Here is a 13,716-nt window from a genome sequence, read left to right on the forward strand (position 1 = left end):
ATTGGTTTTTTTTTCAATTTTTTATCTCATCAAAATAATAATATTAATTTGAATACATAGAATTATAATTGTGTAGAATAACCAATTAGATAAAAATGATATAAATAGTACTAACAGGAAAATATTTTGACTAAGCAAATCGACCATAACATGCCAAGTATCACACCTGATAAAGATCAGGTCGAGGCATTCAAAAACACTCGAACTTCTTCTCCCGCTTCAACTAATTCGGTTGATAATACATCGCCTCAACCCAAAGTTGTCAAGCCACAAAAAACACCTAGTACGCCACCAATAAAAATAGCTAAAGCGGCTATTATTTTTATCTATTTATTTATTGCGGGTGCTGGCTATTGGCTTTATCAACAAAATATTAAAACAAATGCCATTATAGCTTCTGCAGAGCAACGCATTGCCGACTTAGAGCACCAACTTTCCGCTACAGGCGAAGAAATGGGTGAATCTGCAGTAGAGATGAAAGTACGCATAGAAACACTCGGCAAGACCAGTGATAAACTTTGGGAAGAAATGGACAAGCTTTGGGCTTCTGCTTGGCGTAGAAACCAATCTCAAATAAAGACGTTACAAAAAGATAATAAATTATTGACTGACTTATCAGTAACTCAAGCTAAAACCGTTGCAGCAACAAACGCCACAATAAACGACGTTAATAATAAGCAAGTAGCTACTGAGTTCTCAATAGACGCATTAAAAGAAAAGTTGACTGAAAATATTAAAAATTTATCACTGGAGTTATCCGCTATAGAGTCAAACTCTCAACGTCGTGATAAACAACAAATAGCCCTGGCAAGCCGCGTCACTCAACTCAGTGAGCAGAATAAAAAATTATTATTAAAAGTTGAAAGTTTAGAAGCACTAAGCAACATACCCGCAAGAACAGCACCTCCTTTCTCTGAAGGTTCTTAACACAATAAAAATAAGCAAGAGTAGGTTAATGACTATTTAACAACCTACTCTTGCCTATCCCCTGTCGACTAAAATCTAAACTGACTCTCCAGTTCACTTACACCTAAGCCACTGCATTTTTTAACTTTTATTTGCACAGGAATACGTTCTTTAAGCGTATCTACATGACTTATAACACCAATCATTTTACCACTAGCATTTAAACTGTCTAACGCATCAAGTGCTACTTCGAGTGTATCGTTATCAAGTGTGCCAAAACCTTCATCAAGAAAAAGAGAGTCGATACTTGTTTTGGCGCTGACCAAATCAGACAAAGCTAACGCCAACGCCAAACTCACTAAAAAACTCTCACCGCCAGAAAGTGTTTTGGTGTCCCGTACGCTATCCGCTTGCCATGTATCAAGGACTTCAAGAGTTAATGCCTCAGATTGTTGACACTTAAGTTGATAGCGAGCATGTAAGCGCTCGAGCTGTTGATTCGCTAAATAGACGAGATGAGCAAGCGTTAACCCTTGAGCAAACTTTCTAAATTTTGCGCCATCTGCCGAACCAATTAAGCCGTTTAAATGAGCTAAATCATCGACATCTTTTTGTAAAGCCGTTATTTTTTCAAGTAAACCTTGTTGTTGTTGGCGTTGAATATCGTCTTGTTTTAATGTTTGCCCTAATTGTCCTAGTTTTATCTGCGCTTGTTTCAACTGCTCTTTACATGCTGCCAATTTTTCCGTGATCGCCAAGGTGCTAAAATCATTCACACCTGCTTGTTGAATCGCAACTTGATCAATAGTCAATTGTTGAAGTTGTTGCTGATGTTGTTCGAGTAGTGTTTGTGAACGCTGTTTTTCAAGGGTAATACTGTCTGACACTTGCTGAAACACATCTTGTTTATCAGGAGGTAATAACGCATTGATAAAATCAACTTCTTGCGAAAAATCACTTTTAGATAAGGCGTTTTGCCACGCTGAAGTCAATAATTCAACTTCTTCATTCAGCTGTGTTAATTGCTGTTCTGCGCTTTTTAAAAGACCTTGTTGGTGTTGGTGTGTTTGCATGCATTGCTGAAAAGTTTGTTGTAATTTATCAAGCTCATCAGCTATCGCCTTACGCTTAGTGGTGATGTCAGCTCTGACTTGGCTAATGGTTTTTTCTGCAAAAAGAGTAAAGCGTTGCTGTTGAGCTTGTTTTAGTTCACTAATCACTTGTCCCTGAGTTTGTCTAACATGTGCGAAGTCGTCATTGAGCCCATTATCGTGTATTTGTGCAACCGCCAACTGTTGCTTTAAGCCGGTAATAACTTGCAAGAACTGTTCTTGTTGTTGCAACGTCTGTTGATAGTGTTTTACTTGTTCGCTTATTTCAGTAAACCAAGTAGAAAAAATTTCATGACTGGCTAGCGCTTCAGTGTTTTCGTTAAACAACGCTGCAAATGATACGCTACTTTGCTCGGTATTTACCTGCTTGGCTATGGCGGTAATATCGGCTTTAAAAGCAGTAAGCCCTTCGGCCTTAATTTGTTGCTTTTGTGTGAGAAGAACCGTTAATTGTTGTAAACTGACTTGGCTATTTTCTTGATTGTTTATTAGCAGTAAAGCTTGGTTTTCAAGCGTTGACTTATCTTTTTCAGCAGCGACTATTTGCTGCTGACACTGCTGTAAATGTTGTTCAGCCTTTTGAACCCTGAGGTTTGTGTTAACAAAATCTTCTAGCTTATTTCCTCGCTCACCAATAAAAGACTCAATAAAGGCTAAGTCTGCTAATGGACAATCTAGATCAAGTGGCTGTGCTTTTGAGTGCCATTGACTCAATAAAACTTGTTGCTCTGTTAATTTTTCTTCTAGTTGTTTATCAGCAACGCCAAGTTCCGCCTTCAGCTGAGCTTGTGTTTCTGCTTGAGCCTTGCCTTGCTGCTCTAATTGTTTTAATTGTTGCGTTAACTGCTCAAATCTTTGTTGGTATTCAGACGATCCACCCTCGACTAATGATGAATATTCGTCAATAGCGGGATGCTCATTTGAACCACATAATGGACACGCTTGCTCGGGCTGAAGATTTTTACGATGTTCATTTAACGATAAAATAGTTTTTTGTTGACCGACAATAAGCATGACATCATCACGCATTATCTGCACTTGTCGATATTGGTTTCTTAATTCAAGCACTTGTTCAGTAACACGTTGATATTGCTTTTTCTTTTCTGCGTTATCAGCACTAGCATTAGCGACTTCGTTTGTTAAAAAGTTAAAGCGACGAGCGCTTTCAAGGGCAGTTATTTGCTCTGCAATTTTCCCCTGTCGTTGTTGTATCGCATTTTGTAGTGCTGATCGGTCATTCATCGACACTTGCGCTAAGACGTCAGCTATTTCTTGTTGATATTGTTCAAATCGCTCAATAAGACCATCGCGCACACTTTGCTGTTTGTTGATGAGATTTTGCTGGGTTTCTTGTTGAACATTTAATTGTTGATGTTGTAAATGCAACCCTTGTTGGTCTCTCAGGATTTGCTGTACTTCATCTTCAATAAGCAATAAATATTGATACTGACTTTGCCATAATGGCAGCTTCTCGGGCAAAAACTTCAATACCTGATTATTGCTAATAAAGCCTTCATTTTTAATAAACTGTACTTGATGTTGTTCTTGCTCGTTAGCTAACTTGTCGCAATTATTTTTTGATAACTGTTGAGCATGCGCTAACTCAACTAATTTATTGGCTGATTCTTCTTCTTGTTTAATCCAATGAAAAATTTTGTTATCAAGGGGGATCACTTCTTCAATGATCAGATTTTCAATGCGTTGATCGGCTAAATGTTGAATGCCCTGCTCTTTCGTTAAGGCTTCATAGGCTTGCTGAGCCATAGTTGTTTGCTGTTCGATATTTTTACAGCTAATTAAAAGTTCATTGTTACTGACCACTAATGATTTTTGTAATTGTATTTTTTGCTGATGTTGCTCGAAAACAGGTCGCAATTTCTCAGCCGGTTTAGCTAAAGCTAATAAGCGTAGGTCATCTTGGGCGTCGCGCTCTTTTTGTGCTACACGCTCAAGTTGGCTGTTAACCACATTAATACTGTTATGGTTTTCAAGCGACTTCTGTTGCCAAAGATGTGCTTTTTGCCACAAATCATGTTCAGTAGCCACTCGTTGTTCATCATCACCAAGTGTTTCAAGTTGTTGGGTCAACGAGGTTAACTCTTCTGCCGATAATATAACGGTACCTTGACTCTGCGCTTGTAATATTTTTAAGTCGTTACTGGCATTTTTATGGTTGAGATAGACTTGCTGTGAAACCTGTCCATAAATTTCAGTACCGGTTAACTCTTCTAAAAGTTCAGCTCGTTCGTTGCTTGGGGCATTTAAAAAAGCGGCAAACTGTCCCTGTGAAAGCATCATAGACTTGGTAAAACGAGAAAAGTCTAAACCGGTTAAACTGGCTATTTCATTGCGCACTTGCGAGACTTTTGTTGCTATTATTTGATCATTATCTGCTGTCGACATTGAAATTTCAGCAAGTTCCGCAATCGGTTTCTGTAAATTCCCTTCGACACTATTTTTAGCGCGTCGTTGACTCCAAAAGGCTCGGTAAGCTTTACCTTTCACTTCAAATTCAACTTCAGCTAAACAACTCGCCGTATGGCGGGTCATTAATTGGTTTTGCTTATCTGAAATATTTAAACGGGGTGTTTGATGGTAGAGCGCCAAACAAATAGCATCTAATATGGTGGTTTTTCCAGCGCCTGTGGGTCCTGTAATGGCGAATAAGCCACTATTGTCAAAAGGTGCTTGGCTAAAATCAATTTTCCACGCACCTTTAAGTGAGTTGATATTTTCAAATCGTAAACTTAATATTCTCACTTGATTTCACCGGTAACTTGAGGTTTTTCACTGTGCTTTTCACCTGTGGTATTTTGCTGTTGCACTTGCTCTAGCGTTTGTGCAAACATTTTTTCAAGTCGATCTTTTTGGCTTATCTCTGTGTCTGTTTGCCAATTTTCTTGCTGCAATCGCGTTGAGAACACCTCGGCTAAAGATAATTCATTTAAGGTGATTTTCTTTTGGCTTTCTGGCATTAACTGCCTAGATTTTTTACTGCGTCGCACCAACAAGACCTCTACCGGTAATTCTTCGACAAGCGCTTCAATGCGAGGGGTTAAATCTTGTAAATATTCAGCACTGTTAATCTCAATATCAAGCCAAATTTTTTGTTCTTTCTCTAATGAGGTTTTCGAACTATTGAGCTCGCTAACAAGCTTATTGATATCTTCACTGAGCTGTTCTAATTTACTTTTTACCATCAACAAAGGTTGAAAACAGGGAATATCTTGTTCAATAACCTGACTCAGTTTTGCTTGTTCAAATTCTGCGATTAAGACTTTTTTAGTTTGACTTGCTTCATCAAAGCTTAAGGCTATTGGTGATCCGCAATAACGAATATGCTCAGATTTAGCAACCCGTTGACTGCGATGGATATGGCCAAGCGCTATGTAATCGGCTTGTGGAAAAGCATTGGCAGGAAAAGCTTCCAAGGTGCCAATATAAATATCGCGCACCGACTCACTGCTGGTCACACCAACGGTGGTTAGATGCCCAGTGGCAATAACCGGTAATTTTTTTTCATCATTGACTAAAGAAATATCTTCTGCATGGGTGAATAGTGTTTGATAGTGTTCACTAATCGCTTGCTGCAATGACTGTTGTTTATCTTTAACAGATTGCCCCGCACTGCTGCTAATAATATCGCGCGGGCGAATAAAAGGAATAGCACACAATATCGCCCCGGGTTGACCTTGTTTATTGTTAAGCGTAATTACTTGCTGATTTATCTTATCGCTAACACTGGTGATCACCTGACATGATAAATGTGACAATAACTGCTTCGACTCACCAAGCATGGCAACAGAGTCATGGTTACCCGCCAGAATGATTAATGGGCAGTTTTTTTCATGCATATTAACAATAAAATCAAAGTACATTTCTCGGGCATAGCTAGGTGGTGTACCCGTATCAAAAATATCACCCGCAACAATCACTGCATCAATGTCATGTTCACTGACTTGTGTAAGTAACCAATTTAAAAATTTTTGATGCTCTGCAGCACGACTTTTACCGTAAAAGTTTTGGCCTAGATGCCAGTCAGAAGTATGGAGAATACGAAATTTCATAAAGTTATCTTAAGGTTTCAAACCTAGGTGTGAGTTATTTGTTATGGGTTGTGATAGTTTTTTTCTTACCGACAAAGCGAGTATAAAGTTGCTGGTGAGCTAGCTTTGAAAAAGTATCGGTGCGTGTATCATAAGCCTTTATCCAATCAATAAGCATGGCTAAATTATCATCCTGAGCTTTCTTTGATGGATATTTATGCGCTTCCCACGGACGATTTTCAGCATGGGTAATGCATGTATTAATCGTTATATCTAAGTAGATAATTTCGTTAGCAAACGCTTTTTTATTAACATGGTCTGTTGCACTATTATTAATCAGTAGCTCCAGTAAGTCACTGTAGCAACCTTCTATTACCCAATTTTCATGTTGTTGAGTAAATGTGTCAATTTCAATGGTTGAATCTGACAGGCATTTTCTTTGCGGTGGAGATGTTGCCAGCCAGGCGAGCGTATCAAGGTCTAAATGTGCTAAGCCTTGTTTTGCCGCTATTTTTTTGGCTAAAGTCGACTTACCTGCTGCAGCATTGCCAAAAATAAGAATTTTTTGCAAGTAGCTCACCTTTTGTCATATTATTATCAAAGGTAGTGTACCTGAACTGATGATAAAAAATTAGCGTTTTAATGCAAAAAAAAACAAGTTGATAGCGTTTATCCTTACTAACAACCAGCCATGATTCAAATGCGAATAAAGCTTAAGCGTATAGGCCTAAGCCAATAAAAAAGGTTATCGGCTTAACTTGATTCTTAGCAAACAAGTACCTGAATAAAAAGAGCGGTACTCTCGTATCGCCCTTTATCTACTTGCTTAAATATGACGGCTTAAATGACTAAAAGCGATAAGAAGCATTTAAGAAAAAGCTACGTCCATATAAATCATATCCCGATGAAGTCACCATGTTGCCACGGTTTGAGCCAGCGGTTAAATCAACCAACTCTGGCGCTTTATCAAAGACATTTTTCATCCCTGCTGTCACTAAAAAGTCATCACCGGTATAAGTGACAGATGTATGAACATAAACCGCACTATCGGCAGAACAAACAGGCACGGTTTGCGGTTTACCAACTAAGTCTTCATTTTTAATAAAGACATCACATTTAGCCGTATCTCTGACATCATCAGCTGATTGAGTACCCGACATATAATTTGCCATGATCATCCAGTTCCATTCATCCATTGAAAAATTCAAGGTTGACACTAAACGATGCTCTGGCGTACCAAAATCTTCTAACAAGTCCTCAGATGATTCACCTTTGAATATAGTGACTTCTCGTTCAGTTTGTAAGGTATATTGGTTGTCCCATGTCATTCTTACATTATCAAAGTTAGTCACGAACCGTGTATTAACATCAACACCTTTCGAGGTCTCTTCACCAATATTAATAAACGAGGTATCAATTAAATTTGGAAAGTTAATCACGGGTGCATTACCACTGTTTCGTGAAATACGTGGGCAAAATGAGCTTTCCATATTAGGAGAGTCAAAACAACGCTTTAAAATAGTCGCCGCACTAATTGTTCGAATGGTATCTTCAACGACTAAGCTAAAGTAAGTAACCCCAAAGTTAAACTCGTAATCCCCTTCAAACACCGGTGTCCACTTAAATGTTGCGGTAATATTTTCTGATGTTTCAGGTTTTAGGTCTCTAGCATTACCGCTTGAAGAGGTTGGGATACTGGGTACACCACTTAAACCAATTTGAGTAAAGTCAGCACCTTGAGCACTACAGTTATCTAAAATTGTTTGTGAGCGATTTTCTTTAGAGGGATCATATTGGCTATTTGTCGTTAACGATTCTGAGACCATACAAGGATCAGCACTACCACTTACACCTCCAAATTGGTTAGCAAGAAATTGCTCTCGTAAATTTGGTGCTCGAAAAGAGGTACCATACGAGGTGCTAAATAGTAAGGTTTCAGAAGGTTTGTAGGTAACACGTGCGCGATTGGTTAATTCACTGCCAAAGTTAGACTCATCGGTATAACGAAGCGCCGCTTCAACTTCAAATAAATTTGCCCAGTTTTGATCGACTGCAATTGGTAATGATATCTCCGCAAAAACATCACTCACATCACGAGAGCCAATGGTTGCCCCTTCGGTTAATGGATTCTCTGCCGCGACTAACCCTGTTGAACCTAGCATATCACCCGCAGAATCTATGCGATCTTTTCTGTACTCAAGTCCCATGGCAACCGTTGCAGCCGCACCTTTTTCAAAATCAAAGACGTCACCGGTAACAAAACCCGAGAGCATTGATTGCTGAACGGTTGTTGTATTAATACGTGTGCCGATTAAAAAGTCTTTTTCTGCTTGTGTAGCGAATGTACCACCACCGTAGCTACCGCCATTAAAGATAGATTCTGCAAAAAAGTCGACAGGAACACATTCATTGGCAGTAATAAACCCAATCCCAGCTGGGGCATTAATTCCACAAATAGGGTTACCGGCATTATCTAGACGCAATGTCCCTAAACTTAATGCTAGGTTAGTTTCATTCATTACGGGCTGAGTTTGATCACCAACACCACGGTCGTATGAAACAAACACCTCATAACTCCAGCCCTTATTAGATAGCCAGTCACTGGTAAAGTCACCACGTAAACCAGTAACAAAGCGGAAGTGATTTAATTCAACCTCTCGTTTTTGTGGCAAGTCTTCTAAAGTCATGATGTGAGAAACATCATAATCTGGAAACGGGTTTAGTGGGTTATCAACTAAATTCAATGAGCCATCAGGGTTAGTGACTAAATTACCATTTGCATCTTCGTGGGGGATATTAGCAGCTATTGTTGGATAAATTTGTTCAGTAGAAGCTAAGCTGGTTAGGTTACGATGGAAATAATAGCCTTCATAAAATATTTCTTCATCACCACCAAAAAAATCAGGTGAGTAGCTACCATTTACCGCCAGAGTAAAGCGGGTTACTGGTTGAATTAAATCGGCTTCCATACGGTCAACAGCATCAGAATGTGCCGGTGAGTATATACGGCGATTAAATTGATCTGAACTGGTAATATCAACGTTAGGATCATTTGGAATGGGTAAACCAAAAGCCGAACTAAAACCCGGAATACCAACATCAGATGAACCTGGGGTAGTAAAAAAACCAATACCGGATGGATGCGGATAGGTCATCACTGGCGCGTTTGGATCATCAGCATTGTAACCGGTAATATCTAAGATAGAATTATCCCAAAAGCGGCTTGAGCATACCGAGGTTCTTTTGCCGTTGTCGTCTTCAAAGATTTTACGAATACAATCGGTGCGGTCTTTTACGGCAATACGATCGCGTTCATAATAAGATGCAGAGAGGGTAAATTTTGATTTCTTACCTTCAAAGCCAGTAATAAATGAGAAATCTTTTGTAGCGCCGCCACCGTGTTGCGTATCAGAAATATTTGCTGAAACTTCAAAGCCGTCAAAACTTTCTTTGAGAATAATATTAATAACACCCGCAACAGCATCCGCGCCGTAGATAGATGAAGCTCCTTCGGTGATCACTTCAATACGCTGCACCATATTAACCGGGATCAAACTTAAATCAGGTTGTGATGGAGCACCTCGCACACCTGAGGAGCCCAATCGTCGACCATTAATAAGAATAAGGGTTCGCTCTGGGCCTAAACCACGTAAACCAACATTAGAGGAACCGACACCACCACTTGGCGGTGCTTCTGATGCATTAGAGCCACCAGAGTTAGAGTTATATGAACCATCGAATTGTTGACCATTTGCCATTGATGTATTTTGTAATAAATCAGCGACTGTCCTAACACCAGCTTTCATTGCATCTTCAGCCGTGATGACATGAATAGGAGAAGCATTTGAAAATTCTGCTTTTTTTAAGCGTGAACCCGTAACAGAAATTCGTTCAACTTCTTTTTCTGCGCCAACTTCTTCAGCAAAAACAGGCATTGATAACATTGAAGTAGATACACCAGCAAGTAGTGCGTATTTGATAGCTTTCGCTATTGGGGATGCCTTTGTCATAGTATTATCCTTTAGTTAATTATATTTATTTTTATAATTATTCAGTTAATTCCTTAAAACTGATCACTCAAGTACAACTTCGTAATATCCTTAACTAAACGTAACTTAAGTTAAACTGAACAAACTAACACTAGCCTAAACGTATAGAATTCATACCAAAAATAGTAAACAGATTTAAAAGGTTTGCTTTTTCTGTAAACTTTTAGCCACACATTGATAAATAAAATCGCTCAAAAAGTGAGTAATAATTTAATTGATAGCTTCACCACTGATTTATATTAAAAATTCACGGGTAAAGTTTTAATGAATCATTAAAGAAATTCTTATATCTACATGATCTCTATCTAGTTACTTTAAAACATTAACTTTTTATTTTTTCTCCTGATCATATTTATTGAAAACAAACTTGACTGATTATTCCCCAAGCGTTATGTATAGTTAAAACAATAAAAGAAAATAATATTATGAAAATTATCCCTTTGCTGCTTATGCCAGCTTTTTTAATCAATTGTGCTTACGCGACGTCTATTTTTAATAGCGACATTGAAAACTTAATTGCCACATTAAAGGCGCCCACCCCAGTTATTTCAGACTTAAAGCAACTAACAGATGAAATAGGCGCTCGCTTAACGGGTACTCAGGCTAATAAAAAATCGGTTAATTGGGCGCTGAAAAAATTTCATGAAGCGGGTGTTACCGCTAAAAAAGAAAGTTTTACTATGCCAAGAGCTTGGTCTGAGAAAACGATTAGCGCTAAAGTTTTTAATGGCCAAATAAATTTTTCACCTCGTATTGTTGCTATGCCTTTTACTAAAAAAACCCATTATCGAGGCCTTAGCGCTAAAATCGTCAATCTGAATAAAGGTAGTTTGGCAGATTTTGAAAAAATGAATATTGACGATCACTTAGCAGATAAGTGGTTACTGATTGAAACTGATATTTTGGATGATGAACGCGGCATTTCAGGTCTTTTTCAAGAGTATAACAATGCGGTCATTATCGAAGAACAAGCGTTAGCGGTCAAAGCCACAGGTATTATTTATATGTCTTCTCGGCCAAAAAATCTCTTGTACCGCCACTTACCTAGCTCCGGGGTTAATAATAAATTAGCCATTGTTGTTATGGAAAGGGAAAGTGCCTTGCGCACTCAACGCCTACTGAACTCAGGTGAATCACTAAAATTAACAGCGAAAATAAATATATTAGGTGAAAAGCCTTATCAAGCTAATAATGTTGTTGCTGAAATTAAAGGTGACACCTATCCCGATGAGATTGTTTTAATTGGGGCTCATATTGATTCTTTTGATTTAGGTACCGGCGCTCTTGATAATGGCGCTAATGTTAGTCTAGTGATAGATCTTGCTCGTCAAATCACTAAGCTTGCAATAATACCTAAGCGTACTATTCGCTTTGTACTCTTTAACGGCGAAGAACAGGGGATGTACGGTTCTTGGGGGTACACTCAAACACATAGAGACGAGTTAGATAATCATGTTTTAGCCGCAACCATAGATATTGGCACCGGTGCTATTACGGGCTTTTTTATTAATGGTCGTGAAGAAATTAGAGCAACCATCGACAGTGTTTTGCATCCCGATGCAGAATTGGGTTCATTTAGCCAAATAGTTGATCCGGTTGTTGGCACTGACAATTATGACTTTATGATGCAAGGTATCGCAAACCTTGTGGCTAACCAAGCAGACGCTAACTATGCATCTAATTATCATGCTCAATCAGACACCTTTGAAAAAGTAGACCAACAACAATTAAAATTGAACGCCGCTATTATGGGGGCAACTATTTTAGGTATTGCTAACCTTGACCAGATCCCTTGGCAACGTCAAACCTCAGAGCAAGTGGTAAAAATGGTTGAAAAATATAACCTTGAACAAGCGATGAAAACCTTTGGTTTACAACAAAGCTGGCAAGAAAACAAACGTGGTATTCAACACTAAAGCTAGTTAACTTGTTTTAAATACTTTTCGCCGCTCGATAGCAATATCTAGCGGTTTTTTGTTGATAGAAGAAAAAAACTCATTCAACGACAATAGAAAGCGGCTATATCGATGATATTGTCTCTAATTAAGGAAGCGGATAACCTTCATCTATTAAGTTATAAACTTGATAGCCAGCCAAGTACTTTACTACGAACTAAAACCTCTTTATTTACTCTAGTGTGCTTTAAGCACCTTTTTCTAAAATAAAGGTCATTTTTTTATTAAGATTATCTATACTCCATAAAAATGTTATTAAAGGAGTAATAATATGAAGAGAATGCCAACTGCTTTGGTAAAAACCTGGTTATTTCTGCTTAAAAGTACAGATCCCAAACTCGCAAGACAAAAATTCATTGCTTATCAAAAAATCAAAAAATTATTTGGTAGTGCTGACCTAGCACAGTTATATTTTGAACGAGATAAGGATAATGACATCGAAGTCGTTATTATTTAAACAAAAAAAATGAGCAGTTGCTAACACCAACTCACTTTTTATCAAGCCTGCTATATTTATTTGAATATTTACATTTGTTTATCAAGCCGTACGGAGCCATTTTCCAAATAAATCAGCCGGATAGCATCATTACGTTGAAAAATCATTCTTGAATCTAAATACTGTACGACCATAAACTCCTTACCCTGATCAGTTTTTATCATTAACTCAACTAAATGAAGCGTCTTACGGTGATATTGTGGGTTTTTATTATTGGCCATAGAGCCACCTAATAAAGCACCAAGAACAGTAGCAACATCACGGCCACTACCGCTACCAAATTGATTGCCAATCGCACCACCAATAAGCGCACCACCAAAAACTTTCCAGCCTTTTTCTTTATCTTCAATAAGTTCTACTTCAGTAATATTTCTAACCGATTGTACTTTTCCAAAGAGAACTTTTTCGACAGGTACGGCTTTGTTTCTGTCATATTGTGCATTCACTATTGGACTTAATAAAATCGTTAATAGGCACAAACAAGAAAATAGCTTTGTTATCATGATCTCCCCCTAAATAGTAAATATCGGCTCTTACCAACCCACTGATGCTTTAACTTTAGTTTTGCGAATTTCAGTTTCGTCAGCCCATTCAACTAAGCCACTTTCTAAATCCATTAAACGTAGTGTAAATTTATAATAGACATCAGACTTGTCTTTGTTAGATTTTACAATACTTGATAAGTTCCCATAAAGCATATACTCAGCGCCAACTTGCTTACCAAATTGCACAGCTTTATTGGTGTCAACCATACCACTGTCTTGTTGAAATTTTATTTGTTCACGAGCCGCTTCTACTCGCGCCATATCAACAAAGCGAAACTTGCCTGAACGTAGTAATTTTGTTGAAATTGAATCAGTAATTGATTCAGTATCAATATGTTCGCTGGTTTTATTTTTAAGGCGCTCAACAAACATGATCGGACGTTTATTTTGCGTTAACGTACCTACAACTGGCGACAATAATAACGAGTCAGTTATTTCTCCAGCAACTTTTTGTAAGTCAGTAGAGCCAAAGTTGATATCGGTCGTCTCAACCGCTGTCGCATCACCGTAGCGAACCACTGACTTTTGCGCACAACCCGCCACAAGGGTAATAGCTAAACCAACAGTAGTAGCAATCATTAATTTTTTCATAAGTACTTCCTTAATA

The 13,716-nt window shown here is 38.2% G+C and carries 9 protein-coding genes; 3 read left to right on the forward strand and 6 right to left on the reverse strand.

The window, feature by feature from the left end; translation table 11 throughout:
• The first annotated feature begins 126 nt into the window (after window positions 1–126).
• On the forward strand, window positions 127–927 hold the full coding sequence (locus H4J67_RS15590; RefSeq protein WP_182204268.1) for a hypothetical protein: 801 nt from the start codon (window positions 127–129) through the stop codon (window positions 925–927).
• Between the two features lie 68 nt (window positions 928–995).
• Here H4J67_RS15590 and H4J67_RS21080 read toward each other — a convergent pair whose 3' ends face one another.
• The 4 genes from H4J67_RS21080 to H4J67_RS15610 all read right to left on the reverse strand — a co-directional run bounded on the left by H4J67_RS21080 (window position 996) and on the right by H4J67_RS15610 (window position 10,074).
• Window positions 996–4,778 (reverse strand): AAA family ATPase, encoded by a 3,783-nt coding sequence (locus tag H4J67_RS21080; protein WP_182204269.1) that lies wholly within the window; start codon window positions 4,776–4,778, stop codon window positions 996–998.
• Window positions 4,775–6,085: an exonuclease subunit SbcD gene (gene sbcD, locus H4J67_RS15600; RefSeq protein WP_182170599.1), complete on the reverse strand. Its 1,311-nt coding sequence runs from the start codon at window positions 6,083–6,085 to the stop codon at window positions 4,775–4,777. Before sbcD ends, H4J67_RS21080 begins: the two co-directional genes overlap by 4 nt.
• A gap of 34 nt (window positions 6,086–6,119) precedes the next feature.
• The gene (locus H4J67_RS15605) at window positions 6,120–6,635 is read right to left on the reverse strand and encodes a shikimate kinase (protein WP_182204270.1); all 516 of its coding nucleotides are present in this window, start codon (window positions 6,633–6,635) and stop codon (window positions 6,120–6,122) included.
• Between the two features lie 277 nt (window positions 6,636–6,912).
• A complete protein-coding gene (locus H4J67_RS15610; RefSeq protein ID WP_182170593.1) occupies window positions 6,913–10,074 on the reverse strand; it encodes a TonB-dependent siderophore receptor in 3,162 nt (1,053 codons plus the stop codon).
• Between the two features lie 464 nt (window positions 10,075–10,538).
• On the opposite strand from H4J67_RS15610, the gene H4J67_RS15615 reads away from it, so the two are divergent.
• Both H4J67_RS15615 and H4J67_RS15620 read left to right on the forward strand, forming a co-directional pair.
• Window positions 10,539–12,029, forward strand: a complete 1,491-nt coding sequence (locus tag H4J67_RS15615; protein ID WP_182204271.1) for a M28 family peptidase — start codon at window positions 10,539–10,541, stop codon at window positions 12,027–12,029.
• A 310-nt stretch (window positions 12,030–12,339) separates the two neighbouring features.
• On the forward strand, window positions 12,340–12,525 hold the full coding sequence (locus H4J67_RS15620) for a hypothetical protein (protein WP_182170587.1): 186 nt from the start codon (window positions 12,340–12,342) through the stop codon (window positions 12,523–12,525).
• Window positions 12,526–12,593: 68 nt separating this feature from the next.
• Here H4J67_RS15620 and H4J67_RS15625 read toward each other — a convergent pair whose 3' ends face one another.
• Complete coding sequence (locus tag H4J67_RS15625; protein WP_182170584.1) at window positions 12,594–13,067, reverse strand: glycine zipper 2TM domain-containing protein; 474 nt, start codon at window positions 13,065–13,067, stop codon at window positions 12,594–12,596.
• A gap of 30 nt (window positions 13,068–13,097) precedes the next feature.
• Window positions 13,098–13,700 carry a penicillin-binding protein activator LpoB gene (gene lpoB, locus H4J67_RS15630; protein WP_182204272.1) on the reverse strand — a complete coding sequence of 201 codons (603 nt, stop codon included), beginning with the start codon at window positions 13,698–13,700 and terminating at the stop codon, window positions 13,098–13,100.
• Window positions 13,701–13,716: the final 16 nt, after the last annotated feature.

Origin of the sequence: Colwellia sp. BRX10-4 (assembly GCF_014077465.1) — a bacterium.
Taxonomy (GTDB): domain Bacteria; phylum Pseudomonadota; class Gammaproteobacteria; order Enterobacterales; family Alteromonadaceae; genus Colwellia_A.

Coding starts and splice junctions, on each gene's coding strand:
- sbcD (WP_182170599.1), bottom strand. CDS start 6,085: ATGAAATTTCGTATTCTCCATACTTCTGACTGGCATCTAGGCCAAAAC.
- H4J67_RS15610 (WP_182170593.1), bottom strand. CDS start 10,074: ATGACAAAGGCATCCCCAATAGCGAAAGCTATCAAATACGCACTACTT.
- H4J67_RS15615 (WP_182204271.1), top strand. CDS start 10,539: ATGAAAATTATCCCTTTGCTGCTTATGCCAGCTTTTTTAATCAATTGT.
- H4J67_RS15620 (WP_182170587.1), top strand. CDS start 12,340: ATGAAGAGAATGCCAACTGCTTTGGTAAAAACCTGGTTATTTCTGCTT.
- H4J67_RS15625 (WP_182170584.1), bottom strand. CDS start 13,067: ATGATAACAAAGCTATTTTCTTGTTTGTGCCTATTAACGATTTTATTA.
- lpoB (WP_182204272.1), bottom strand. CDS start 13,700: ATGAAAAAATTAATGATTGCTACTACTGTTGGTTTAGCTATTACCCTT.